Raw genomic sequence first — 24662 nt, forward strand, 5'->3', positions numbered from 1 at the left:
TCAGAGAGTGGAGTGTAAAAATCAAAGACCTTGTCAGATTTTTTACTCCTCTCTTCTATTTTGTTTTTAAATAGGAGTTGAAATGAATTTTTGCTTCTATTTAAAAACAAAAAAGGAGTTTGAATCATGAATCTTTTGATTATGGGATTGCCTGGTGCAGGTAAGGGAACACAAGCAGCTAGAATTGTGGAACAATTTCATGTGGCTCATATCTCAACAGGGGATATGTTCCGTGCAGCGATGGCTAACCAAACTGAAATGGGTGTTCTAGCTAAGTCATACATTGATAAGGGTGAGTTGGTTCCAGATGAAGTTACAAACGGAATCGTTAAAGAACGTTTGGCTCAAGGTGACATTAAGGAAAAAGGATTCCTCTTAGACGGTTTCCCTCGTACCATTGAACAAGCCCGCGCTTTGGATCAAATTTTGGTAGACCTTGGTCTTGAACTTGAGGGTGTAATCAATATTGAAGTAGATCCATCATGCCTACTCGAACGTTTGAGTGGTCGTATCATTCACCGTGAAACTGGCGAAACTTTCCACAAAGTTTTCAACCCACCAGTTGATTACAAAGAAGAAGACTACTATCAGCGTGAAGATGACAAACCAGAGACAGTAAAACGTCGTTTGGATGTCAATATTGCCCAAGGTGAACCGATTATTGCTCACTATCGCGCTAAAGGTTTGGTACATGATATCGAAGGTAATCAAGATATCAATGATGTATTTGCAGATATCGAAAAAGTATTGACAAAATTGAAATAAAAGCGTTTTTCATGCTTGCAAAATGTCTCTACAAATGTTATACTGAGTTAGTCTGACTTATAATTGTTGTCTCTGTGTCTAGAGGCATCAAATCGAAATTTATGGAGGTACTTTTGCGTGGCAAAAGACGATGTGATTGAAGTTGAAGGTAAAGTAGTCGATACTATGCCGAATGCAATGTTTACGGTTGAACTTGAAAATGGACATCAGATTTTAGCAACAGTTTCTGGTAAAATTCGTAAAAACTATATTCGTATTTTAGCGGGAGATCGTGTTACTGTCGAAATGAGTCCATATGACTTGACACGTGGACGTATCACTTACCGCTTTAAATAATCGAAAAACTTGGAGGGATAAGAAATGAAAGTAAGACCATCGGTCAAACCAATTTGCGAATACTGTAAAGTAATTCGTCGTAATGGTCGTGTTATGGTAATTTGCCCAGCAAATCCAAAACACAAACAACGTCAAGGATAAGATAGAAAGGAGAAAACATGGCTCGTATTGCTGGAGTTGACATTCCAAATGACAAACGTGTAGTAATTTCATTGACTTATGTGTACGGTATCGGACTTCCAACATCTAAGAAAATCTTGGCAGCTGCTGGAATTTCAGAAGATGTACGTGTTCGCGATCTTACACCAGATCAAGAAGATGCTATCCGTCGTGAAGTGGATGCAATCAAAGTTGAAGGTGACCTTCGTCGTGAAGTTAACTTGAACATCAAACGTTTGATGGAAATCGGTTCATACCGTGGTATCCGTCACCGTCGTGGACTTCCTGTCCGTGGACAAAACACTAAAAACAACGCTCGCACTCGTAAAGGTAAAGCTGTTGCGATTGCTGGTAAGAAAAAATAATATAGGAGGTAAAAGTCTTGGCTAAACCAACACGTAAACGTCGTGTGAAAAAGAATATCGAATCTGGTATTGCTCATATTCACGCTACATTTAATAACACTATTGTTATGATTACTGATGTGCATGGTAATGCAATTGCTTGGTCATCAGCTGGTGCTCTTGGTTTCAAAGGTTCTCGTAAATCTACACCATTTGCTGCTCAAATGGCTTCAGAAGCTGCTGCTAAATCTGCACAAGAACACGGTCTTAAGTCAGTTGAAGTTACTGTTAAAGGTCCAGGTTCTGGTCGTGAGTCAGCTATTCGTGCTCTTGCTGCCGCTGGTCTTGAAGTAACAGCAATTCGTGATGTGACTCCAGTGCCACACAATGGTGCTCGTCCTCCAAAACGTCGCCGTGTATAATCATAACCTTACACTGCTTTTCGTTTAAGAGGGAGTAACTAAATGATCGAGTTTGAAAAACCAAATATAACAAAAATTGATGAAAATAAAGATTATGGCAAGTTTGTAATTGAACCGCTTGAACGTGGTTACGGTACAACACTTGGTAACTCTCTTCGTCGTGTACTTCTAGCTTCTCTTCCAGGAGCTGCTGTTACATCTATCAATATCGAAGGTGTATTGCATGAATTTGATACTGTTCCGGGTGTTCGCGAAGACGTGATGCAAATCATTCTGAACATTAAAGGTATTGCAGTAAAATCTTATGTTAAAGACGAAAAGATCATTGAACTAGATGTGCAAGGTCCTGCTGAGATTACAGCTGGAGATATCTTGACAGATAGCGACATTGAAATTGTAAATCCAGATCATTATCTCTTTACAATCGGTGAAGGTTCTTCTCTAAGAGCGACAATGACTGTTAACAGTGGTCGTGGATATGTGCCTGCTGATGAAAATAAAAAAGATAATGCACCAGTTGGAACACTTGCTGTAGATTCTATTTATACACCAGTTACAAAAGTCAACTATCAAGTTGAGCCTGCTCGTGTAGGTAGCAATGATGGTTTCGACAAATTAACCCTTGAAATCTTGACTAATGGAACAATTATTCCAGAAGATGCTTTAGGGCTTTCAGCACGTATCTTGACAGAGCATCTTGATTTGTTTACAAATCTTACAGAGATTGCTAAGTCAGCAGAAGTGATGAAAGAAGCTGATACTGAATCGGACGACCGTATCTTGGAACGTACGATTGAGGAACTGGATTTGTCTGTGCGTTCATACAACTGTTTGAAACGTGCCGGTATCAATACTGTGCATGATTTGACAGAAAAATCTGAAGCAGAGATGATGAAAGTAAGAAATCTTGGACGCAAGAGTTTGGAAGAAGTGAAAGTCAAACTCATTGATTTGGGTCTTGGATTGAAAGATAAATAAAGGAGGAATAAATGGCTTACCGTAAACTAGGACGCACTAGCTCACAACGCAAAGCAATGCTTCGCGATTTGACAACTGACCTTTTGATCAACGAATCAATCGTGACTACTGAAGCTCGTGCTAAAGAAATCCGTAAAACTGTTGAAAAAATGATTACTCTAGGTAAACGTGGTGATTTGCATGCACGTCGTCAAGCAGCTGCTTTCGTACGTAATGAAATCGCATCTGAAAACTATGATGAAGCAACTGATAAGTACACTTCTACTACAGCACTTCAAAAATTGTTCTCAGAAATCGCACCTCGTTATGCTGAGCGTAATGGTGGATACACTCGTATCCTTAAAACTGAACCACGTCGTGGTGATGCAGCGCCAATGGCGATCATCGAATTAGTATAAAATCATCAATTTTGTTGAGTGTTATGATGATGGAGTCTTGTGCTCTTAGTCTAGCTCTGGTCTACCGCTAGGACTTATGTCCTAGCGGGAACACTCATCATAAGATGATAAGGTAGACGCTTGTTTACGAAATTGTTTTTTACTTAAGAACAATTTCGTAAGCAGGCGTTTTTGAGTATTTTATTAAGAAATATGCTATACTATTGAAAAAGAAAATCAACAATGTTCATTTTTTTAGAAATGCTAGTGAATAAATCATGCGTAAAATACTCACTGAAATTTGAAGAGTAAACTTAGAAGGCTAGTTTCAGAATAGAAAGTATCAAGAGAAGCACGGATAGAAGGTTTTCGAAGTGTGTCATGTTAAAGGTTGATTGTCTCTAGGGTAGTTAGGTCTAGCTTGACTAATCCTTTGTCTGCCCTTTCCCTTGTACTTTAGAAAAATGAATAATGTAATGTGTTGGAAACGGAGTTTAATCATGAAGGCTATTATTACAGTTGTAGGTAAAGATAAGTCTGGTATTGTTGCGGGTGTCGCATCAAAAATTGCAGAGTTAGGCTTAAATATCGATGATATTTCACAAACAGTTTTAGATGAATTTTTTACAATGATGGCGGTTGTCAGCAGTGATGAAAAACAAGATTTCACTTATCTAAGAAATGAGTTTGAAACCTTTGGACAGTCTTTGAATGTTAAAATTAATATTCAGAGTGCAGCTATTTTTGATGCTATGTACAATATCTAGGAGGGGTCATGGATATTAGACAAGTTACCGAAACAATCGCTATGATTGAGGAGCAGAATTTTGATATTCGGACAATCACTATGGGCATCTCTCTCTTAGACTGTATTGATCCTGATATTCATCGTGCTGCAGATAAAATATATGAGAAGATTACTAGAAAAGCAGCTAATCTAGTTGCGGTTGGTGATGAAATCGCTGCGGAGTTGGGTATTCCCATCGTAAATAAACGTGTGTCCGTAACTCCTATTTCTCTGATTGGGGCAGCGACAGATGCAAGGGACTATGTCCCATTAGCCAAAGCTTTGGACAGAGCTGCTAAGGAGATTGGTGTTGATTTTATTGGTGGATTTTCTGCCTTGGTACAAAAAGGTTACCAAAAAGGTGATGAGATTCTCATCAATTCCATTCCTCGTGCCTTAGCAGAAACAGATAAGGTTTGTTCATCTGTAAATATCGGTTCTACCAAATCGGGTATCAATATGACTGCAGTAGCGGATATGGGACGCATTATCAAGGAAACAGCTTCTCTATCTGATATGGGTGCTGCTAAATTAGTTGTATTTGCCAACGCGGTAGAGGACAATCCTTTTATGGCAGGCGCCTTCCATGGGGTAGGTGAAGCAGATGTTATCATTAATGTTGGTGTTTCAGGACCGGGTGTTGTCAAACGTGCCTTAGAAAAAGTTCGTGATCAGAGCTTTGATGTTGTAGCAGAAACTGTTAAAAAGACAGCTTTTAAGATTACCCGTATTGGGCAATTAGTCGGTCAAATGGCTAGTGAGCGTCTGGGAGTTGATTTTGGAATTGTCGATCTGAGTTTGGCTCCCACTCCTGCAGTAGGTGATTCTGTAGCTCGTGTTCTTGAAGAAATGGGACTAGAAACAGTTGGGACCCATGGAACGACTGCTGCCTTGGCTCTTTTGAACGACCAAGTTAAGAAGGGCGGGGTTATGGCCTGCAACCAAGTTGGTGGTTTATCAGGTGCTTTTATCCCAGTTTCTGAGGACGAGGGGATGATTGCTGCTGTGCAAAATGGCTCCCTTAATTTGGAAAAACTAGAAGCTATGACGGCTATCTGTTCAGTTGGTTTGGATATGATTGCCATTCCTGAGGATACACCTGCAGAAACGATTGCGGCAATGATTGCTGATGAAGCTGCTATCGGGGTCATCAATATGAAAACAACAGCTGTACGTATTATTCCAAAAGGAAAAGAAGGCGATATGATTGAGTTTGGTGGGCTTTTAGGAACAGCTCCAGTCATGAAAGTTAACGGTGCCTCGTCTGTTGACTTCATTGCACGTGGAGGGCAAATCCCAGCTCCGATCCATAGTTTTAAAAATTAAAGCGAAGTGGAATCTGTTTAAGTTGAGTTTAAGGATAGACAGGTATACTATAATCATTAAATAAAGACCTCCTAACTTTATTTAATAGAAATCCTAACTTTTTCATAATAATCTCCTACAAAAGTCACTCCAAAGGGTGACTTTTGTTTTTTCTGATCAGAAATAAGCAGACTTGTATGCCAAAATTTGAGAAATTTTTGAAAAAAGATGATGATTTTAGAGTGAAAATAAGTCTTTTCATTAGGTAAACATGGGCTAAAACCTTGCTATGATTGGCTTTTTGAAAAATTATGGTATAATAGTAGTAGTTTTAATAGATGGAGTTGAATTTTGAAAAAACGCTTTCGTGTAAAAAAAGAGAAAGATTTTAATGCAATATTTAAAGAAGGGAAGAGTTTTGCTAATCGTAAATTTGTTATTTATCGATTAGAAAATAATGAACAGCATTTTCGAGTTGGTCTGTCTGTCAGCAAAAAATTGGGAAACGCTGTCATGAGAAATCAGATCAAAAGAAGAATTCGACATATTCTGATTGAACATAAAAATCAGCTGGTTGAAAACGTAGATTTTGTTGTGATTGCTCGAAAAGGTGTTGAAATCTTGGACTACGCGGAAATGGAAAAAAATCTACTTCACGTATTAAAGTTATCAAAGATTTACCAGGAAGGAAATGGGAGTGAAAAAGAAATTACAGTTGACTAGCTTCATGGTGCTTGCTTTGTTTGTGATGAGCGCCTGCACAGCTAGTGGTACGCCGAGTGAGATTACAGCGGAATCAACAGATTTTTGGAGTAAATTTGTTTATTTTTTTGCTGAAACCATTCGCTTTTTATCATTTGATACAAGTATTGGTCTGGGGATTATATTATTTACCCTTCTGATTAGAACGATTCTTCTACCAGTTTTTCAAATACAAATGGTGGCATCTAGAAAGATGCAAGAAGTACAACCACTGGTTAGGGAGTTGCGAGAACGTTATCAGGGACGTGATATGGAGAGTCGTACCAAGTTAGACCAAGAAATGCGTCAGTTGTTTAAGCAGCATGGCGTCAAACAGTCAGCTTCTCTGTGGCCAATCTTAATCCAGATGCCAGTCTTGTTGGCCTTGTTCCAAGCTTTGAGTAGAGTAGAATTTCTAAAAACAGGTCATTTCTTATGGATTAACCTTGGTGGTGTAGATACGACTTTTGTTTTGCCAATTTTGGCAGCTATCTTTACTTTCCTTAGCACTTGGTTATCCAATAAGGCCATGGTTGAGAAAAATGGCGCCATGACAGGAATGATGTATGCAATGCCAGTCATGATTTTCTTCTTTGCCATGTATTCACCAAGTGGGGTTGCCTTATATTGGGCGGTATCCAATGCTTATCAGGTGCTACAAACCTATCTGCTCAACAATCCATTTAAGATTATTGCAGAGCGTGAGGCGGGAGTACAGGCTCAGAAGGATTTAGAAGGTAAGAAGAGAAAAGCTCTGAAGAAAGCACAGAAAAAGAAAAAGTAAAAGTAAGGAGGAATCTTGTAATGGTATTATTTACAGGTTCAACGGTTGAAGAAGCGATCCAGACGGGATTGAATGAAATGGGAATTCCTAGAATGAAGGCGCATATTAAGGTCGTATCAAGGGAGAAAAAAGGATTCTTTGGCCTTTTTGGGAAGAAACCAGCGCAAGTGGATATCGAAGCTATTAGTGAGACAACTGTCGTTAAGGCGAATCAGCAAGCAGTCAAGGGGGTTCCTAAGGAAGTTAATGCCAAGAACGAACCAGTTAAGACTGTTAGTGAAGCAACCGTAGACTTAGGGCATGTTGTTGAAGCCATTAAGAAAATCGAGGAAGAAGGGCAAGGCATCTCTGATGAGGTTAAGGCTGAAATTCTGAAAAATGAAAAAGAAGCGAGCACGATTCTCCAAGAGACAGGTCATATTGCTATTCTAAAAGATTTGCTTCCAGAAGAGCCTAAAGAGCAGGAAGTAGTAGAACAAGAACAGAATGATGATTTAGAAAATCTAGGTTTGAAGATTGAGCCGACCTACGATATTGACCAGGTTGTTGAAGAAGTGACCAGCTATGTTCAAGGTATTATTGATGATATGGATGTTGAGGGAGCAATCTCAAGCACTTCAAATCGCCGTTCTATTAATATGCAAATCGATACTAATGAACCAGGTCGTATTATCGGTTACCACGGGAAGGTCTTGAAATCTCTCCAACTTTTAGCACAGAATTATCTCTATAATCGCTATTCAAGAACCTTCTATATTACCATCAATGTTAATGACTATGTAGAGCACCGTGCGGAAGTTTTGCAGAGCTATGCACAAAAATTAGCTACACGTGTCTTAGAAGAGGGACGTAGTCAGGTGACTGATCCAATGTCTAGTAGCGAACGTAAAATTATCCATCGTATCATTTCACGTATGGAAGGTGTCACTAGTTATTCAGAAGGTGATGAGCCAAATCGTTACGTTGTCGTTGATACAGAATAAAATAGAAAATCAGGGCTTCCCTGATTTTTTGCTAGCTAAGGGAGGTTAATCCTATGTTGAATACAATGAGAGACTATCTAGCTTTCTCTGACTTACAGTATCAAAAACCAGAGAAGGCAGGGCAAGATGCTGAGAAAATGCTTTATTTGAGGAGTAAGGGACAGGAAGCTAGAAAGGCTTTTACAGAACTGGCCAAGGCTTTTCAAGCAAGGCATCCAGAATGGATACTGCAAGGAACGAGTCAGTGGATGAATCAAGCCCAACGTTTGCGACCACATTTCTGGGCTTATTTACAGCGTGAAGGGGAAGTGGCGGAGCCTATGTTGGCCCTTCGTTTGTATGGAAGCCCTTCTGATTTTGGAGTTTCACTAGAAGTGAGTTTTATTGAACGTAAGAAGGATGAGCGAACATTAGACAAACAAGCCAAGGTCTTAGAAGTTCCAGTGGTAGAAGGGATTTACTATCTAGTCTACTCAGATGGAGAAAGTCAAAGGATGGAGGCTACTGAGGAAAATCGCCAAATTTTAAGAGAAAAACTATCCCATCAGGAAGTCCGAAAGGTTTTAGTTAAGGTAGATGTTCCAGTGACAGACGAACAAATTCTAGACAAGTTTTTAGATGAATTAGACAAAGCTTTTGAAAAACTATTACCTTACTATCAAGCAACTAGAAATTAGCCTAATCGGCTGAGTCATTTTATAGTAAATTGTTTGATTGCTATTCTAAGTATTTTTTCATATAATAGTAGAAATGGAATATGTGATAGACCTATCACCTCAAAGAGAAAGGAAATTCTATGTCAAATCTATCTGTTAATGCGATTCGTTTTCTAGGTATTGACGCTATCAATAAAGCCAACTCAGGTCACCCAGGGGTGGTTATGGGAGCTGCACCGATGGCCTACAGCCTATTCACTAAAGAACTTCGTATCAATCCAGCTCAACCAAACTGGATTAACCGCGACCGTTTTATTCTTTCAGCAGGTCATGGTTCAATGCTCCTTTATGCCCTTCTTCATCTTTCTGGTTTTGAAGATGTGAGCATGGATGAAGTGAAGAACTTCCGTCAATGGGGTTCTAAAACACCAGGTCACCCAGAGTTTGGGCATACAGCGGGAGTTGATGCCACAACAGGTCCTCTAGGACAAGGGATTGCAACTGCGACTGGTTTTGCTCAAGCAGAACGTTTCCTTGCAGCTAAGTACAATCGTGAAGGTTATAACATCTTTGACCACTACACTTACGTTATCTGTGGTGATGGTGACTTGATGGAAGGTGTTTCAAGCGAAGCCGCTTCTTATGCAGGCTTGCAAAAGCTAGACAAGTTGGTTGTTCTTTATGATTCAAATGATATCAACTTGGATGGTGAGACAAAAGATTCCTTCACAGAGAGTGTTCGCGATCGTTACAATGCCTACGGTTGGCATACAGCCTTGGTAGAAGATGGAACAGACTTAGAAGCTATTCATGCTGCTATTGAAGAAGCTAAGGCTTCAGGAAAACCATCTTTGATCGAAGTGAAAACTGTTATTGGTTATGGTTCTCCAAACAAACAAGGGACTAACGCTGTACACGGTGCTCCTCTTGGAGCGGATGAAACTGCAGCAACTCGCCAAGCCCTTGGTTGGGACTACGAACCATTTGAAATCCCAGAACAAGTTTATGCTGATTTCAAAGAAAATGTTGCAGACCGTGGTGCATTAGCATATGAAGCATGGACTAAATTAGTTGCAGATTATAAAGAAGCTCACCCAGAACTGGCTGCAGAAGTGGAAGCTATCATCGAAGGACGCGATCCAGTTGAGTTGACTCCAGAAGACTTCCCAGCTTTAGAAAATGGTTTCTCTCAAGCGACACGTAACTCAAGCCAAGATGCCTTGAATGTTGTGGCTGCTAAATTGCCAACCTTCCTTGGTGGATCAGCAGACCTCGCTCATTCAAATATGACTTACATCAAAACTGATGGACTTCAAGATGATGCAAATCGTTTGAATCGTAACATCCAATTTGGTGTTCGTGAATTTGCAATGGGTACAGTCTTGAACGGAATGGCTCTTCACGGTGGACTTCGTGTTTACGGAGGGACATTCTTCGTATTCTCAGACTACCTTAAGGCAGCGGTTCGATTGTCGGCTTTACAAGGTCTTCCAGTGACTTATGTCTTCACACACGATTCAATCGCAGTTGGTGAAGATGGACCAACTCATGAACCGATTGAACACTTGGCTGGCCTTCGTGCTATGCCAAACCTTAATGTCTTCCGTCCTGCTGATGCACGTGAAACACAAGCAGCTTGGTATCAAGCAGTCAAAAGCGAGAAAACTCCGACTGTTCTTGTCTTGACTCGTCAAAACTTGACTGTTGAGGAAGAAACAGACTTTGACAAGGTTGCGAAAGGTGCTTATGTCGTTTATGAAAATGCAGCAGACTTCGACACTATCTTGATTGCGACTGGTTCAGAGGTTAATCTCGCTGTTGCAGCCGCTAAAGAATTGGCAAGCCAAGGTGACAAGGTGCGCGTGGTCAGCATGCCATCTACAGATGTTTTTGACGCACAAGATGCAGCCTATAAAGAAGAAATCTTACCAAATGCAGTTCGTCGCCGTGTAGCAGTCGAAATGGGAGCAACTCAAAACTGGTACAAATACGTTGGTCTTGATGGAGCAGTTCTTGGTATTGATACCTTTGGAGCTTCTGCCCCAGCACCAAAAGTTTTAGCAGAGTTTGGCTTTACAGTTGAAAATCTTGTAGAACTTGTGAATAACTTGAAATAATCTAGAGGCATATTGCTAAAAAATCGAGGTTGGGAATTTTTGTCCCAGCCTCTTTCTTGATATAAAAGCATGGCCTAATCTTGTAAAAACACTTAAAATTTGTTATAGTAGTTTTATCTGAATTACAAAGGAGTAAAAATAATGGGTGGGAATTTAACATTTTTGATTATGCTTGTCTTGATGTTGGGCTTGATGTTCTTCATGCAACGTTCTCAAAAGAAACAAGCGGAAAAACGTATGGAGAGCCTCAATAAGCTTCAAAAAGGCTACGAAGTAATCACTATCGGTGGTCTCTACGGTACAGTCGATGAAGTAGACACAGAAAATAGAACAATTGTTCTTGATGTTGATGGCGTATACCTAACCTTCGAACTAGCAGCAATTCGAACTGTTTTGCCAGTCAAAGAAGCTGTGACACCTGAAGGAGCTGTTATTGAAGACGGCAGTGCTATTGAAGAATAAAACGGGGTGGATCTCATTCCCGTTTTTCTATAAGTGAGAGGAAGAGTAATGAAAAAAATTGCCTTTGTCTGTCTTGGTAATATTTGTCGCAGTCCTATGGCGGAATTTGTGATGAAATCCTTGACTGATAAGTATGAGGTTCAAAGCCGAGCGACTTCTTCCTGGGAACATGGCAATCCGATTCACAAAGGAACACAAGAAATCTTTCGAAGCTATGGCGTTCCTTATGATACTTCGAAAACTTCCCAACAAATTTCTAAAAATGACTTTGAGTATTTTGACTATATCATTGGGATGGATGAGTCTAACCTTGCTGACTTATATCAGATGTGCCCGCAAGATCAACAAGATAAGATCCAAGCGTTTGCATCTGAAAGCGTTCCAGACCCATGGTATACAGGTGATTTTGAAGAAACTTACGATCGGATTTCAACTGGTTGTCGAGCTTGGTTAAGTCGCTTAGAAAATGAGAGTGAAAATGGAAAATATAAAGAAACTCTATGAAAAATACAGTGTCTATTTGACACGCTCTAGACTAGAAATTGCGACAGTAATCGTCATTGTTGTTTGCGCAGGTTTAGTATTCCTGACAAATCTTCCCAAGCAAGGAGTTCTCAAACTGGATGGGGATACCATTGTTTACGATGGAAGCCTAGTTCGTGGTAAGATGAATGGTCAGGGAACTGTTACCTTTGCAAATGGTGATAGCTATACTGGAGAATTCAGTAATGGAGCCTTCAATGGTAAAGGCACCTACCAAGCCAAAGCAGGCTGGGTATATGAGGGTGATTTTGTAAATGGCCAAGCTGAGGGAAAAGGAAAATTGACTACTGAACAAGAAGTAGTTTATGAGGGAGACTTCAAGCAAGGTTTGTTCCAACAAGCACAGTAACCTCCTCCTAGAAGGAGGTCTTCTTTTAGAGTATAAGAAAACGCTTACATGGAAACAAAAGGTATTTCCATCCCCTCTTTACAATTAAGTTTGTGAAAAATAAAACTTTTTTAAAAATATTCACAAACTAGTGGCTCAAAAGCATCTGCAAAAGGGTGTTTGACATCATTTTCACAAACAAATAAAAAAAGTTTGTGAAATGTCTATGAAACTGTTTACAAACGTTTAAAAAAGAGTTATAATAAACTTGTGAAAAAATTAACAAAGGACTCGCAATCCTTGAAAGCTATGGAGGAAAATATGGCTGATAAAAAAACTGTAACACCAGAAGAAAAGAAACTCGCTGCTGAAAAGCATGTCGATGGTTTGGTGCAAAAAGCTTTAGTTGCCCTTGAAGAAATGCGTAAACTTGACCAAGATCAAGTCGATTATATCGTAGCAAAAGCTTCAGTTGCAGCACTTGATGCTCACGGAGAATTGGCTTTACATGCCTTTGAAGAAACAGGACGTGGAGTATTTGAAGATAAAGCAACTAAAAACCTATTTGCTTGTGAGCACGTAGTAAACAACATGCGCCACACTAAAACAGTTGGTGTTATCGAAGAAGATGATGTAACAGGATTGACTCTTATCGCTGAACCGGTTGGTGTTGTTTGTGGTATTACTCCAACAACTAACCCAACTTCAACAGCAATCTTTAAAGCGTTGATTTCATTGAAGACTCGTAATCCTATTGTCTTTGCATTCCACCCATCAGCTCAAGAATCATCAGCTCACGCAGCTCAAATCGTTCGTGATGCAGCGATTAAAGCAGGAGCTCCTGAAAACTGTGTACAGTGGATTACTGAACCATCTATGGAAGCAACTAGTGCGCTTATGAACCACGAAGGTATTGCAACAATCCTTGCAACAGGTGGTAATGCCATGGTTAAAGCCGCATACTCATGTGGTAAACCAGCTCTTGGGGTAGGTGCCGGTAACGTTCCAGCTTATGTTGAAAAATCAGCTAACATCCGCCAAGCTGCTCACGATATTGTAATGTCTAAATCATTTGACAACGGTATGGTCTGTGCATCTGAACAAGCGGTTATCATTGATAAAGAAATTTACGATGAATTTGTAGCAGAGTTCAAATCTTATCACACTTACTTTGTAAACAAAAAAGAAAAAGCTCTTCTTGAAGAGTTCTGCTTCGGCGTGAAAGCAAACAGCAAAAACTGTGCTGGTGCAAAATTGAACGCTGACATCGTTGGTAAACCAGCAACTTGGATTGCAGAACAAGCAGGATTTACTGTTCCAGAAGGAACAAACATTCTTGCTGCAGAATGTAAAGAAGTTGGTGAAAACGAGCCATTGACTCGTGAAAAATTGTCACCAGTTATCGCAGTTTTGAAATCTGAAAGCCGTGAAGATGGTATTGCCAAAGCTCGTCAAATGGTTGAATTTAACGGTCTTGGGCACTCAGCAGCCATCCATACTGCCGATGAAGAATTGACTAAAGAATTTGGTAAAGCTGTTAAAGCTATTCGTGTTATCTGTAACTCACCTTCTACTTTCGGTGGTATCGGGGACGTTTACAATGCCTTCTTGCCATCATTGACACTCGGATGTGGTTCTTACGGACGTAACTCAGTTGGGGATAACGTTAGCGCCATTAACCTCTTGAACATCAAAAAAGTCGGAAGACGGAGAAATAACATGCAATGGATGAAACTTCCTTCAAAAACATACTTTGAACGTGATTCAATTCAATACCTTCAAAAATGTCGTGACGTTGAGCGTGTCATGATCGTTACTGACCACGCTATGGTAGAGCTTGGCTTCCTTGATCGTATCATCGAACAACTTGACCTTCGTCGCAATAAGGTTGTTTACCAAATCTTTGCTGATGTAGAACCAGATCCAGATATCACTACAGTTGAACGTGGTACTGAGATTATGCGTGCCTTCAAACCAGATACAATCATCGCTCTTGGTGGTGGATCACCAATGGATGCTGCTAAAGTAATGTGGCTCTTCTACGAGCAACCAGAAGTGGACTTCCGTGACCTTGTTCAAAAATTCATGGATATCCGTAAACGTGCCTTCAAATTCCCATTGCTTGGTAAGAAGACTAAATTCATCGCTATCCCAACTACATCTGGTACAGGATCTGAAGTAACACCATTTGCCGTTATCTCTGATAAAGCAAACAACCGTAAATACCCAATCGCTGACTACTCATTGACACCAACTGTGGCAATCGTAGACCCTGCTTTGGTATTGACAGTTCCTGGATTTGTAGCCGCTGATACTGGTATGGACGTATTGACTCACGCAACTGAAGCTTACGTATCACAAATGGCTAGCGACTATACTGATGGACTTGCTCTTCAAGCAATCAAACTTGTATTCGAAAACCTTGAAAGCTCAGTTAAGAATGCAGACTTCCACTCACGTGAGAAAATGCATAACGCTTCAACAATCGCTGGTATGGCCTTTGCGAATGCCTTCCTAGGTATTTCTCACTCAATGGCTCACAAGATTGGTGCGCAATTCCACACAGTTCACGGACGTACAAATGCAATCTTGCTTCCATACGTTATCCGTTACAACGGTACTCGCCCAGCTAAGACAGCTACATGGCCTAAGTACAACTACTACCGTGCAGACGAGAAATATCAAGATATCGCTCGTATGCTTGGACTTCCAGCTTCTACACCAGAAGAAGGGGTTGAATCTTTCGCAAAAGCTGTTTACGAACTCGGTGAGCGCGTAGGTATCGAAATGAACTTCAAAGCACAAGGTGTTGACGAAAAAGAATGGAAAGAACATTCACGTGAATTGGCCTTCCTTGCTTATGAAGACCAATGTTCACCTGCAAATCCACGTCTTCCAATGGTTGACCATATGCAAGAAATCATCGAAGATGCATACTATGGTTACAAAGAAAGACCAGGACGTCGCAAATAATTGATTATCAGCCAGAGGCAGGAGGAATCCTGTCTCTTTTTTGTAATTCTTTTTGTAAAATGGTATAATAATCGCATATATTTATTTGAAAATCAAATCTTTTATAATCGTGTGAGGGAGAAATGTAAGAGATGAATGAGCTAGGGGAAAAGGTAAGGCTTCTTAGAGAGGGGAAAGGACTAAGTCGTCCAGTTTTTTGTGGAGATGAGTCTGAGTTATCAGTCCGTCAGTTGGTGCGCATTGAAAAAGGAGAATTTCGTCCTACTATAAAAACACTGGAATATATTGCAGATAGGTTAGACATTCCCTCCTATGTCTTGATGCCAGACTATAAGGAATTACCGAAGCGTTACCAAGAATTAAAATACTTTCTTCTTCATCATCCTGACTATGGAGACAAAGAGTTGCAGGAACAAAAGGAAGAATATTTTGATGAGATTTTTGAGTGTTTTTATGATGATTTGCCACGTGATGAGAAAGTGCTAGTGGATTGTCTACAAGCCATAGATACAGTGAGAGCAACTAGTAATTCCTTGTATGGTGAAAGTGTGCTTGAAAATGGCCTGCAGGACTTACTATCCAGAGATGTATATAAAGCGGAGGATCTATTAAGACTGAGGTTGTATTTTGCATGTAACTTAATGGATGGTTTGAAAGCGGGTGAAATAAAAGAATCTGAGTATGAGAATATTCTTTATTTTCATGAGAAACTAAGTTCGCAGATTGATAAGATAGAGTTCGATTGTTTAGACTTACTTAGAGATTCCTTACTAGCTTCTTTAACTTGTATAGAGATTATGGGGCTGTTTCATTATTTTAAGAGGGCAGTTGAAACGTTAAATAAAATAGGGCAAAAAACACGAGATTTTCAAAAACAACCGATTGTCTTGATGCTTGAGTGGAAATATTATATTCAGACAGATTATGATACAGCCAAACAAAAGTATGAAGAAGCAAAAATGATGGCGAGAATGTTTGGCAATGAGAAGTTAATCGTTAGTTTAGATAATGAATGGGGCCGAGGACCTAGAAAGATATCGTTAAAGGGTTTATAGGAGTGACATTTCTGTTATACAGTTTGTTTAAGTGTCAAAGTTTTTATAATCATGCGAGGGGCAAATGAGCAAGCCAAATGAGTTAGGGGAAAAGTTAAGACTCCTTAGAGAGGGGAAAGGACTAAGTCGTCCAGTGTTTTGTGGGGATGAGTCCGAACTATCAGTGCGTCAGTTGGTGCGCATCGAAAAAGGAGAATTTCGTCCTACTTTAAAAACACTTGAATATATAGCGGATAGGCTAGATATTCCATCTTATATTTTGATGCCAGATTACAAGGAATTGCCTAAACGTTACCAAGACTTAAAGTACTTTCTTCTGCATCATCCTGACTACGGAGACAAAGAGTTGCAGGAACAAAAGGAAGAATACTTTGATGAAATTTTTGAGTGTTTTTATGATGGTTTATCATCTGATGAGAAGGTGGTAGTGGATTGTCTTCAAGCCATAGAAGAAGTGAGAGCGACTGATAATGAACAGTATGGACTGGCGCTTGTAGATGATTTTTTGGACGAACTTTGTAATCGAAGCGAGTTTTCGTTTTCAGATTTTTTAAAAATTCGATTGTATTTTTTATGTAGTTATTTAGAGTATATAAAAATAGGACAGTTAGCTATTAGTAAGCAGATACAACTTCAATCAATGTTTCAAAAAGTTTGTGATAGAGTAGAAAAAATTCATACTGAAGACTTATTTCTAGTTCGAGATGTGTTGTTTGCAGGATTAGGTAGTTGTGAATTGCTTAACGATTTAGAATTATTTAAGTTGGCAGTGGAAAAACTTAATTGGATTGCTGAAAAAACACGAGATTTTCAAAAACAACCGATTGTCTTGATGGTGGAGTGGAAATATTATATTCAGACAGATTATGATTCAGCCAAACAAAAGTATGAAGAAGCAAAAATGATGGCGAGAATGTTTGGCAATGAGCAGTTAATCGTTAGTTTAGATAATGAATGGGCCGAGGACCTAGAAAGATATCGTTGAAGGGTTTATAGGAGTGACATTTCTGTCATTGGGGAAATGTCACTTTTTTGTTACAATAAATTCGTAAAAAAGAGAAAGGAATTCTTTGATTCCTTTTGAATCTGATTGATAAATATAGTTTGTATCGTTATACGATATCACAAGTGATTAAAGGAGATGCCATGTCCATTTTATCCATTAAAAATATTTCAAAATTTTACGCCTTGGATGGCAAGCATAAAGAGCAGGCTCTAAGAAATATTAACCTGCAGATTGAAGAAGGGAAAATTACTGCGATTTATGGTCCGTCAGGCTGTGGCAAAACCAGTCTACTCAATATCATCAGCGGTTTAGATAGGGAGTACGAGGGAGTTTTAGAATTTAAAGGAGCCTCACTCCGTGAGCTATCAGAGACTGAACTAACTCAATTTCGCAAAGATAATATTGGATTTGTCTTTCAAAACTTCAATCTTATTCCCCACCAGTCAGTTTTGGACAATGTCAAGTTGCCTCTCTATGTCAAAGATTTATCCGATAAAGAAATGACAAGAATAGCTCAAGAGCAACTAGTCAGTTTAGGAATGGAACCTTTTATGGCTAAGAATGTCAAGCAACTTTCTGGAGGTCAAAAGCAACGTGTAGCGATTGCGCGTGCTCTGGTCAATCAGCCGGATATGATTGTAGCTGATGAGCCAACAGGGTCACTGGATTCTCAATCCCAAGAAATTGTATTAGAAGTATTTAAAAGTTTGGCCAAATCTGGGAAAACAGTACTGATTGTGACTCATAACCCAGAAGTAGCTGAATATGCAGATGTAATTATCAAAATGAAGGATGGTGAAGTCGTTGAAGAAGTCAAAAAATAAAGGATTATCCTTTAAAAATAAATTCAAACTTTCTTTAAGTAACTTTATGGAAAGAAAGTGGCGTAATTTGTTGATTGCGGTAGCAACTTCAATCGGTTTTGTAGGCGTACTGATTTCTTTTGGTCTGGGAAATGCTCTGATTTCTATGATTGATGAAAATACAAACGGAGGGAAGCTCCCTTCCCAAGTTCAGATTGCACTGAATTCCAGTGCTGCTGGAAGAGGTTTTTTGAACCAAGATGATAAAAACTACATCACGGATACAGTCGGAAAAGAGTCTATTAAATATTTAGAAAGTCCTTTTAGCATGAGCATGTCAAAGATTAGCATAGACGGACAAGAAGTAGACTTTAGTCAAACCATGCCTTCTTATGCTCAGGTTGTGAGTTTATATGAGGATACAAGTATTTCTGTTAGTAGTAACGAGGAAAACAAAGTATTAGCGGGCTCTATTTACACTGATGCGAAAGAGCAGGGATTGACGATTCCGATGAGTCTACTGAAAAATTGGAATGAACAAACAGGAAAAAATCTGACGGCTAGTGATGTTATAGGCAAAACAGTATTGGCAAGCATTGTAGAAAATGGTGCTGAAGGTAGCAAGACTTCTCAATTTCAAACTCAGATTGTACGTGTGATCAATGATGAAGATGACATGGAGGACAGTAACAGTTTTATGTCAGCCTATCAAATGGAATCTATTTTGAAAGAGGCTGGATTTACAAAGACTGTATCTTATTTCATTTTGGAACTCAAAGATCCATCTCAGACAAAAGCAGTAACAGAAGAATTGCAGAAAAACAAGAAGTATACAGTTCTTTCTCAACAGGCAGTTCTTGATATTGTGATTACCTTTATTCGTGTTATTCAGGGACTCTTGATAGTACTTTCTTCTCAAGCTATTTTGGTATCCGCTGTTATGATAGGTATTATTATCTACATCAATATCATGCAACGTTCTAAGGAAATAGGTGTTATGAAGGCAGTTGGTTATCAAAATAATGATGTGAAAGGTATTTTTATCTACGAAGCTATTTGGATTGTAGGGATTGCTTTGTTTATGGCATTTTTGATTGCACAAGGGATTGGAAGTTTGGCGAATGTAGCTGTGAATCATTTCTACCCGTCTATTTCTAAAGTTTTTGAATTAAACGTCCTTTCTATTTTTAGTACTCTAGTTTTTGCAGTACTACTTGCTTATATTTCAGCCTACTTTCCAGCCCGTAAGATTAGTAAAATGGATCCGGTAGAATCTTTACGCTATGAATAAGTGCAAAAAGAAACTAGCATAGAAAATCAAGGCCAGCGCTTGCAATTAAACTCAAATAGTTATATAATAGGTTTGTTGAAAGGTGATTTGTAGTGATTCAAGTTACTCTTTTCACAATAAAATTTTCATGATTTTCATAAGGAGGAAATCACTAATGGTAGTTAAAGTTGGTATTAACGGTTTCGGACGTATCGGTCGTCTTGCTTTCCGCCGTATCCAAAACGTAGAAGGTGTTGAAGTTACTCGCATCAACGACCTTACAGATCCAGTTATGCTTGCACACTTGTTGAAATATGACACAACTCAAGGTCGTTTCGACGGAACTGTGGAAGTTAGAGAAGGTGGATTTGAAGTTAACGGTAAATTCATCCGTGTTTCTGCTGAACGTGATCCAGAACAAATCGACTGGGCTAACGACGGTGTAGAAATCGTTCTTGAAGCTACTGGTTTCTTTGCTAAGAAAGCAGCTGCTGAAAAACACTTGCACCCAGGTGGAGCTAAGAAAGTTGTTATTACTGCTCCTGGTGGAAACGACGTTAAAACAGTTGTATTCAACACTAACCACGATGTTCTTGATGGTACTGAAACAGTTATCTCAGGTGCTTCATGTACTACAAACTGCTTGGCTCCAATGGCTAAAGCTCTTCAAGACAACTTTGGTGTTGTAGAAGGATTGATGACTACTATCCACGCTTACACTGGTGACCAAATGATCCTTGACGGACCACACCGTGGTGGTGACCTTCGTCGTGCTCGCGCTGGTGCAGCAAACATCGTTCCTAACTCAACTGGTGCTGCTAAAGCTATCGGTCTTGTAATCCCAGAATTGAACGGTAAACTTGACGGATCTGCACAACGCGTTCCAACTCCAACTGGATCAGTTACTGAATTGGTTGCTGTTCTTGAAAAGAACGTTACTGTTGATGAAGTGAACGCAGCTATGAAAGCAGCTTCAAACGAATCATACGGTTACACAGAAGATCCAATCGTATCTTCAGATATCGTAGGTATGTCTTACGGATCATTGTTTGACGCAACTCAAACTAAAGTTCTTGACGTTGACGGTAAACAATTGGTTAAAGTTGTTTCATGGTACGACAACGAAATGTCATACACTGCACAACTTGTACGTACTCTTGAATACTTCGCTAAAATCGCTAAATAATTCTTGAGTTGATAAAAGCAAGGCCAACTGGTCTTGCTTTTTCTTATTTGCTTAGAAATAGAAAAAAGAGGCTGGAAAAAAATTCGGCCTCGATAATTATAAGAAATGATTTTTGACGCGTAAACTGATTGAACTTTTTTGTGAGCTTTTAAACTTCCCAAAAGCTCCCTTGACTAAAACTAAATTTTACTATCGATGATATCTAGTTTTCGGCTGGATTGTTGAAGTCTAGGGAATGAGAAAACCAAACCTTCTCATACCGAATACTATTGAATGGACCTTGATTTTAAATGTGCTTCGAAAGAGTCGGACAAGGCATTTAAAGTTAATTTTTCAAGAGTTAAGGGATGTGTGAAGGAAAGTTTATAGGCGTGGAGCATGAGTCTACTTGTTTTTGAATTTGGATTGTAGAGGGGGTCGCCGAGGATGGGGTGATTGTGGTGGGAAAGATGGACCCGAATTTGATGTGTCCGTCCGGTTTTTAGTTGACAACGAACCAATGAAGTTCTATTTTTAAACTCTTTTAGTCGAGTCACGTGGGTTTCGGCGTATTGACCATTTTTTTGATCCACAACTCTTTTTCTACGATCGTGACGATCACGACCGATTTTATCACGGAAAACAAGTTCTTTACTACCGACCTTGCCAGCAACTAGCGCCCAGTACTCTCGAGAGATTTCTTTTTTCTCCAATAAACGATTGAGAATGGGGAGGATGAAGGGATTTTTAGCAAAAAGCACTAAACCACTTGTTTCCATGTCTAGTCTATGAACCACATAACAGGTTTGCCCTGTGTAAGCTGTCACGTGATTGAGGAGGGCAATCTCGTCAGGTTGATTCCCGTGAGTTTTCATTCCCTCAGGCTTGTTGACAACGATTAAATGTTGGTCTTGGTAGACTTCTTGGACAAGATTTGGGTCTCCCCAAGGGATTTCCTTGCTAGGATAGTCATCAGATTCAAAAGTTAACTGACACTCATCGCCAGGTTTAATGATTTGATGCCAGTGAACTTGTTCTTTGTTAATGAGAACATTCTTTTTAGTCCTCAGGAAATGACGGATTTTTCTCGGAATGAGTAGTTGCTCCTCTAGGAAAAATTTGACGGTCATTTCAGGCAAAGAATCCGGAATAATAAAGGTAAATTTCATACAGATATTGTAACAAAAAATAACCTATTTGGACAGAGAAACTAGCTAAATTCTTGTCTTCCTAAGGGGAAGATGATAAAATAAACGCATGAAATTAGATAATCTATTTGAAAAAATCCTTTCTTTGTTTAAGAAAGAGGAGATTGAAACTCCAGAAGCAAAAAATGACGACGTTTATAAAGAAGAAAGAGCGACGAGTAACTTGCGACGATCTAGAGGAGAGAGAAAGAAGGCAGGACAAGTCGGACCAATTCGCAAATTTTGGCGTCGCTACCATCTGACGAAAATCGTCCTTATCCTAGGACTTAGTGCCAGTTTATTCGTTGGGGTCTATCTATTTGCCTTGGCTAAATCAACAAATGTTACAGACCTGCAAAATGCTTTAAAAACACGAACTGTCATCTTTGACAGAGAGGAGAATGAGGCAGGGGCCTTATCGGGGCAAAAGGGAACCTATGTTGAGCTTGCTGATATTAGCGAAGATTTACAAAATGCAGTCATCGCAACTGAAGATCGAAGTTTTTATAAAAATGATGGTATTAACTATGCCCGTTTCTTCATGGCAATATTGACAGCAGGCAGATCGGGTGGAGGTTCTACCATTACTCAGCAGTTGGCAAAAAATGCCTATTTATCTCAAGATCAGACTGTGCAGAGAAAGGCAAAAGAATTCTTCCTTGCCTTGGAACTAACCAAAAAATACAGTAAAAAAGAAATTCTGACTATGTACTTGAACAATGCCTACTTTGGTAATGGAGTTTGGGGTGTTGAGGATGCAAGTAAAAAGTATTTTGGGGTTTCAGCTTCACAATTAACTCTTGATGAAGCGGCTACTCTAGCGGGAATGCTTAAAGGACCGGAATTATACAATCCTTTAAGTTCGCTTGAAGATTCTACTAATCGTAGGGATACTGTTTTGCAAAACATGGTTGCAGCTGGATTTATTGATAAGGATACTGAGGCAACATCAGCTGGTGTTGATATGGCTTCTAGGTTGCAGGATACTTATGAGGGGAAAATATCAGATTACCGATATCCGTCTTATTTTGACGCGGTTGTCAATGAGGCGGTTGAAAAGTATAACTTAACAGAAGAAGAAATTGTTAACAACGGCTATCGAATTTATACAGAGCTAGATCAGAATTACCAGGCTAATATGCAGGTCATTTATGAAAATACATCTCTGTTCCCAACAGCCGAAGATGGAACGCATGCTGAGTCAGGCAGTGTCGCCTTGGAGCCTAAAACAGGAGGCGTACGAGGAGTTGTAGGCCGTGTAGCGGGTGATGATAAAACAGGTTTCCGTAATTTTAACTATGCAACTCAGTCAAAAAGAAGTCCAGGTTCAACTATTAAACCCTTAGTTGTCTACACACCAGCAGTCGAAGCTGGTTGGGCTCTTAATAAAGAGTTGGATAATCATACTATGCAATATGATGACTATAAAGTAGACAACTACGCGGGGATCAAGACATCTAAAGAAGTGCCGATGTATCAAGCTTTGGCTGAATCTCTAAACTTGCCTGCAGTAGCAACGGTTAAAGAACTAGGTATCGATAAAGCTTTTGAGGCAGGAGAAAAATTCGGCCTCAATATGACTAATGTCGACAGAGTACTAGGAGTTGCCCTGGGTGGTGGTGTGGAAACAAATCCGCTTCAGATGGCTCAGGCATATGCGGCATTTGCAAATGAAGGGCTAATGCCAGAGGCTCACTTTATCACCCGAATCGAAAACGCCAGTGGTCAAGTGATTGCAAGTCATAAAAATACTCAAAAACGAGTTATTGACAAGTCGGTTGCCGATAAGATGACCAGTATGATGCTGGGAACCTTTACAAATGGTACAGGGATCAGTTCGTCTCCAGATGACTTTATAATGGCTGGGAAAACAGGAACGACAGAAGCGGCCTTCAACCCAGAATATACAAGTGATCAATGGGTTATTGGGTATACCCCTGATTTAGTGATTAGCCACTGGCTCGGTTTTCCGACTACTGATGAAAATCACTATTTAGCAGGTTCTACTTCAAATGGAGCTGCTCATATATTTAGAAGTATGGCGGAAACAATCCTACCATATACGCCGGGTAGCACCTTTACAGTGGAAAATGCCTATAAGTTAAATGGTATTGCACCAGAAAACACACGTAAACATACAACAAATGATACTAGTGCACAGTCGGATGATATATTAGCAGATATTCGTGGACGAGCACAAAATTTGGTTGATGAAGCAGGAAAAGCAATTTCAGATGCTAAGATTAAAGAAAAAGCTCAGACGGTTTGGGATACTATTGTAGATCTTTTCCGCTGATTTAGTAAAAGATGAGGGTATAAAATCCTTGTCTTTTTTATTGCTAGTTTCTATAATAAATAGAGTTAAGAAAGACAAGATAGGAGATGAAATGCCTTATCCACCTTTTCTCGGTTTGCTTTCCGCTATAGTAGAAAAAAGGAAAAAATACTGTTTTCTAGAGTACAACTATTCAAAGGCCGCAAGAGCCTTCTCAGGGAGTTAGAGCTAGTCTTCCAAGACTGGTGAAAAAAAGTTACAAAAAGGTGTTGACAAGAATGAAAAAGTCGGTATAATAGTAAGAGTTGAAAATAACAACTCAGGTCCGTTGGTCAAGGGGTTAAGACACCGCCTTTTCACGGCGGTAACACGGGTTCGAATCCCGTACGGACTATAGTATGTTGTGGTGTGGAACACTTGATGAAAAAATTAAAAAAAGTTTCAAAAAAGTGTTGACAAGCGAAAGCGGCTATGATATACTAATATAGTTGTCACTTGAGAGAGATTGAGTGACAAAGACCTTTGAAAACTGAACAAGACGAACCAATGTGCAGGGCACTACAACTGAGGTTGTAGTACTGAACAATGAAAAAACAATAAATCTGTCAGTGACAGAAATGAGTGAGAACTCAAACTTTTAATGAGAGTTTGATCCTGGCTCAGGACGAACGCTGGCGGCGTGCCTAATACATGCAAGTAGAACGCTGAAGGAGGAGCTTGCTTCTCCGGATGAGTTGCGAACGGGTGAGTAACGCGTAGGTAACCTGCCTGGTAGCGGGGGATAACTATTGGAAACGATAGCTAATACCGCATAAGAGTAGATATTGCATGATATCTGCTT

23 protein-coding genes, 1 tRNA gene, 1 rRNA gene and 2 pseudogenes are annotated in these 24662 nt (G+C 39.6%); 26 read left to right on the top strand and 1 reads right to left on the bottom strand.

The window, feature by feature from the left end; genetic code table 11:
* Nucleotides 1-126 precede the first annotated feature (126 nt).
* The 23 genes and pseudogenes from QM874_RS07875 to gap all read left to right on the top strand — a co-directional run bounded on the left by QM874_RS07875 (nucleotide 127) and on the right by gap (nucleotide 20380).
* Nucleotides 127-765 (top strand): adenylate kinase, encoded by a 639-nt coding sequence (locus QM874_RS07875; RefSeq protein ID WP_414316873.1) that lies wholly within the window; start codon nucleotides 127-129, stop codon nucleotides 763-765.
* Nucleotides 766-882: 117 nt separating this feature from the next.
* Nucleotides 883-1101 carry a translation initiation factor IF-1 gene (gene infA / locus QM874_RS07880; protein ID WP_001029883.1) on the top strand — a complete coding sequence of 73 codons (219 nt, stop codon included), beginning with the start codon at nucleotides 883-885 and terminating at the stop codon, nucleotides 1099-1101.
* Nucleotides 1102-1125: 24 nt separating this feature from the next.
* Complete coding sequence (gene rpmJ, locus QM874_RS07885; protein WP_001808836.1) at nucleotides 1126-1242, top strand: 50S ribosomal protein L36; 117 nt, start codon at nucleotides 1126-1128, stop codon at nucleotides 1240-1242.
* Nucleotides 1243-1259: 17 nt separating this feature from the next.
* The gene (gene rpsM / locus QM874_RS07890) at nucleotides 1260-1625 is read left to right on the top strand and encodes a 30S ribosomal protein S13 (protein WP_000090783.1); all 366 of its coding nucleotides are present in this window, start codon (nucleotides 1260-1262) and stop codon (nucleotides 1623-1625) included.
* A 17-nt stretch (nucleotides 1626-1642) separates the two neighbouring features.
* The gene (gene rpsK / locus QM874_RS07895; RefSeq protein WP_001118385.1) at nucleotides 1643-2026 is read left to right on the top strand and encodes a 30S ribosomal protein S11; all 384 of its coding nucleotides are present in this window, start codon (nucleotides 1643-1645) and stop codon (nucleotides 2024-2026) included.
* Nucleotides 2027-2068: 42 nt separating this feature from the next.
* Complete coding sequence (locus tag QM874_RS07900) at nucleotides 2069-3004, top strand: DNA-directed RNA polymerase subunit alpha (RefSeq protein ID WP_070458878.1); 936 nt, start codon at nucleotides 2069-2071, stop codon at nucleotides 3002-3004.
* Nucleotides 3005-3015: 11 nt separating this feature from the next.
* Nucleotides 3016-3402, top strand: coding sequence for a 50S ribosomal protein L17 (gene rplQ, locus QM874_RS07905; protein WP_000331493.1), 387 nt, complete (start codon nucleotides 3016-3018; stop codon nucleotides 3400-3402).
* Nucleotides 3403-3881: 479 nt separating this feature from the next.
* A complete protein-coding gene (locus tag QM874_RS07910; protein WP_414316874.1) occupies nucleotides 3882-4148 on the top strand; it encodes an ACT domain-containing protein in 267 nt (88 codons plus the stop codon).
* A gap of 8 nt (nucleotides 4149-4156) precedes the next feature.
* Nucleotides 4157-5494, top strand: a complete 1338-nt coding sequence (locus QM874_RS07915) for a PFL family protein (protein ID WP_414316875.1) — start codon at nucleotides 4157-4159, stop codon at nucleotides 5492-5494.
* Between the two features lie 330 nt (nucleotides 5495-5824).
* Nucleotides 5825-6196 (top strand): ribonuclease P protein component, encoded by a 372-nt coding sequence (gene rnpA / locus QM874_RS07920; RefSeq protein WP_414271117.1) that lies wholly within the window; start codon nucleotides 5825-5827, stop codon nucleotides 6194-6196.
* Nucleotides 6171-7047 (top strand): annotated as a pseudogene (locus tag QM874_RS07925) (YidC/Oxa1 family membrane protein insertase). Before rnpA ends, QM874_RS07925 begins: the two are co-directional and overlap by 26 nt.
* Nucleotides 7019-7981 (top strand): RNA-binding cell elongation regulator Jag/EloR, encoded by a 963-nt coding sequence (gene jag, locus QM874_RS07930; RefSeq protein WP_414316876.1) that lies wholly within the window; start codon nucleotides 7019-7021, stop codon nucleotides 7979-7981. The pseudogene QM874_RS07925 and the gene jag overlap by 29 nt, the downstream one beginning before the upstream one ends.
* Nucleotides 7982-8034: 53 nt before the next feature.
* Nucleotides 8035-8658 carry an HI_0552 family protein gene (locus QM874_RS07935; protein WP_414316877.1) on the top strand — a complete coding sequence of 208 codons (624 nt, stop codon included), beginning with the start codon at nucleotides 8035-8037 and terminating at the stop codon, nucleotides 8656-8658.
* Nucleotides 8659-8777: 119 nt separating this feature from the next.
* Entirely contained in the window at nucleotides 8778-10754 is a 1977-nt protein-coding gene (gene tkt / locus QM874_RS07940; RefSeq protein ID WP_414316878.1) for a transketolase, read from the top strand.
* Between the two features lie 141 nt (nucleotides 10755-10895).
* Entirely contained in the window at nucleotides 10896-11216 is a 321-nt protein-coding gene (gene yajC, locus QM874_RS07945) for a preprotein translocase subunit YajC (protein ID WP_075230544.1), read from the top strand.
* Between the two features lie 48 nt (nucleotides 11217-11264).
* A complete protein-coding gene (locus QM874_RS07950; RefSeq protein ID WP_414316879.1) occupies nucleotides 11265-11720 on the top strand; it encodes a low molecular weight protein-tyrosine-phosphatase in 456 nt (151 codons plus the stop codon).
* Entirely contained in the window at nucleotides 11695-12108 is a 414-nt protein-coding gene (locus tag QM874_RS07955; RefSeq protein ID WP_060956293.1) for an MORN repeat-containing protein, read from the top strand. Before QM874_RS07950 ends, QM874_RS07955 begins: the two co-directional genes overlap by 26 nt.
* A gap of 300 nt (nucleotides 12109-12408) precedes the next feature.
* Nucleotides 12409-15060, top strand: a complete 2652-nt coding sequence (gene adhE, locus QM874_RS07960; RefSeq protein WP_060956407.1) for a bifunctional acetaldehyde-CoA/alcohol dehydrogenase — start codon at nucleotides 12409-12411, stop codon at nucleotides 15058-15060.
* A gap of 131 nt (nucleotides 15061-15191) precedes the next feature.
* Nucleotides 15192-16104 (top strand): annotated as a pseudogene (locus tag QM874_RS07965) (XRE family transcriptional regulator).
* A gap of 75 nt (nucleotides 16105-16179) precedes the next feature.
* Entirely contained in the window at nucleotides 16180-17100 is a 921-nt protein-coding gene (locus QM874_RS07970) for an XRE family transcriptional regulator (protein ID WP_414316880.1), read from the top strand.
* Nucleotides 17101-17261: 161 nt separating this feature from the next.
* Nucleotides 17262-17945 carry an ABC transporter ATP-binding protein gene (locus tag QM874_RS07975; RefSeq protein ID WP_414316881.1) on the top strand — a complete coding sequence of 228 codons (684 nt, stop codon included), beginning with the start codon at nucleotides 17262-17264 and terminating at the stop codon, nucleotides 17943-17945.
* Entirely contained in the window at nucleotides 17914-19215 is a 1302-nt protein-coding gene (locus QM874_RS07980) for an ABC transporter permease (RefSeq protein WP_414316882.1), read from the top strand. Before QM874_RS07975 ends, QM874_RS07980 begins: the two co-directional genes overlap by 32 nt.
* Nucleotides 19216-19369: 154 nt before the next feature.
* Nucleotides 19370-20380 carry a type I glyceraldehyde-3-phosphate dehydrogenase gene (gap, locus tag QM874_RS07985; RefSeq protein WP_049492462.1) on the top strand — a complete coding sequence of 337 codons (1011 nt, stop codon included), beginning with the start codon at nucleotides 19370-19372 and terminating at the stop codon, nucleotides 20378-20380.
* A gap of 266 nt (nucleotides 20381-20646) precedes the next feature.
* On the opposite strand, the gene QM874_RS07990 is transcribed toward gap, so the two are convergent.
* A complete protein-coding gene (locus QM874_RS07990; protein WP_414316883.1) occupies nucleotides 20647-21528 on the bottom strand; it encodes an RluA family pseudouridine synthase in 882 nt (293 codons plus the stop codon).
* 88 nt (nucleotides 21529-21616) lie between these two features.
* Here QM874_RS07990 and pbp2a point away from each other — a divergent pair, with 88 nt between their 5' ends.
* The 3 genes from pbp2a to QM874_RS08005 all read left to right on the top strand — a co-directional run.
* Entirely contained in the window at nucleotides 21617-23842 is a 2226-nt protein-coding gene (pbp2a, locus tag QM874_RS07995) for a penicillin-binding protein PBP2A (RefSeq protein WP_414316884.1), read from the top strand.
* A 301-nt stretch (nucleotides 23843-24143) separates the two neighbouring features.
* Nucleotides 24144-24215: transfer RNA gene (locus QM874_RS08000), tRNA-Glu, on the top strand.
* A gap of 242 nt (nucleotides 24216-24457) precedes the next feature.
* Nucleotides 24458-24662, top strand: a 16S ribosomal RNA gene (locus QM874_RS08005); the annotation flags it as partial.

It is taken from the genome of Streptococcus infantis, from assembly GCF_047463615.1.
GTDB lineage: Bacteria > Bacillota > Bacilli > Lactobacillales > Streptococcaceae > Streptococcus > Streptococcus infantis_X.

Bases quoted from the DNA above. Each gene is read 5' to 3' on its own strand.
- QM874_RS07875 (WP_414316873.1), top strand. From the start codon at position 127: ATGAATCTTTTGATTATGGGATTGCCTGGTGCAGGTAAGGGAACACAA.
- rpmJ (WP_001808836.1), top strand. From the start codon at position 1,126: ATGAAAGTAAGACCATCGGTCAAACCAATTTGCGAATACTGTAAAGTA.
- rpsM (WP_000090783.1), top strand. From the start codon at position 1,260: ATGGCTCGTATTGCTGGAGTTGACATTCCAAATGACAAACGTGTAGTA.
- QM874_RS07900 (WP_070458878.1), top strand. From the start codon at position 2,069: ATGATCGAGTTTGAAAAACCAAATATAACAAAAATTGATGAAAATAAA.
- rplQ (WP_000331493.1), top strand. From the start codon at position 3,016: ATGGCTTACCGTAAACTAGGACGCACTAGCTCACAACGCAAAGCAATG.
- QM874_RS07910 (WP_414316874.1), top strand. From the start codon at position 3,882: ATGAAGGCTATTATTACAGTTGTAGGTAAAGATAAGTCTGGTATTGTT.
- QM874_RS07915 (WP_414316875.1), top strand. From the start codon at position 4,157: ATGGATATTAGACAAGTTACCGAAACAATCGCTATGATTGAGGAGCAG.
- jag (WP_414316876.1), top strand. From the start codon at position 7,019: ATGGTATTATTTACAGGTTCAACGGTTGAAGAAGCGATCCAGACGGGA.
- QM874_RS07935 (WP_414316877.1), top strand. From the start codon at position 8,035: ATGTTGAATACAATGAGAGACTATCTAGCTTTCTCTGACTTACAGTAT.
- tkt (WP_414316878.1), top strand. From the start codon at position 8,778: ATGTCAAATCTATCTGTTAATGCGATTCGTTTTCTAGGTATTGACGCT.
- yajC (WP_075230544.1), top strand. From the start codon at position 10,896: ATGGGTGGGAATTTAACATTTTTGATTATGCTTGTCTTGATGTTGGGC.
- QM874_RS07950 (WP_414316879.1), top strand. From the start codon at position 11,265: ATGAAAAAAATTGCCTTTGTCTGTCTTGGTAATATTTGTCGCAGTCCT.
- QM874_RS07955 (WP_060956293.1), top strand. From the start codon at position 11,695: ATGGAAAATATAAAGAAACTCTATGAAAAATACAGTGTCTATTTGACA.
- adhE (WP_060956407.1), top strand. From the start codon at position 12,409: ATGGCTGATAAAAAAACTGTAACACCAGAAGAAAAGAAACTCGCTGCT.
- QM874_RS07970 (WP_414316880.1), top strand. From the start codon at position 16,180: ATGAGCAAGCCAAATGAGTTAGGGGAAAAGTTAAGACTCCTTAGAGAG.
- QM874_RS07975 (WP_414316881.1), top strand. From the start codon at position 17,262: ATGTCCATTTTATCCATTAAAAATATTTCAAAATTTTACGCCTTGGAT.
- QM874_RS07980 (WP_414316882.1), top strand. From the start codon at position 17,914: ATGGTGAAGTCGTTGAAGAAGTCAAAAAATAAAGGATTATCCTTTAAA.
- gap (WP_049492462.1), top strand. From the start codon at position 19,370: ATGGTAGTTAAAGTTGGTATTAACGGTTTCGGACGTATCGGTCGTCTT.
- QM874_RS07990 (WP_414316883.1), bottom strand. From the start codon at position 21,528: ATGAAATTTACCTTTATTATTCCGGATTCTTTGCCTGAAATGACCGTC.
- pbp2a (WP_414316884.1), top strand. From the start codon at position 21,617: ATGAAATTAGATAATCTATTTGAAAAAATCCTTTCTTTGTTTAAGAAA.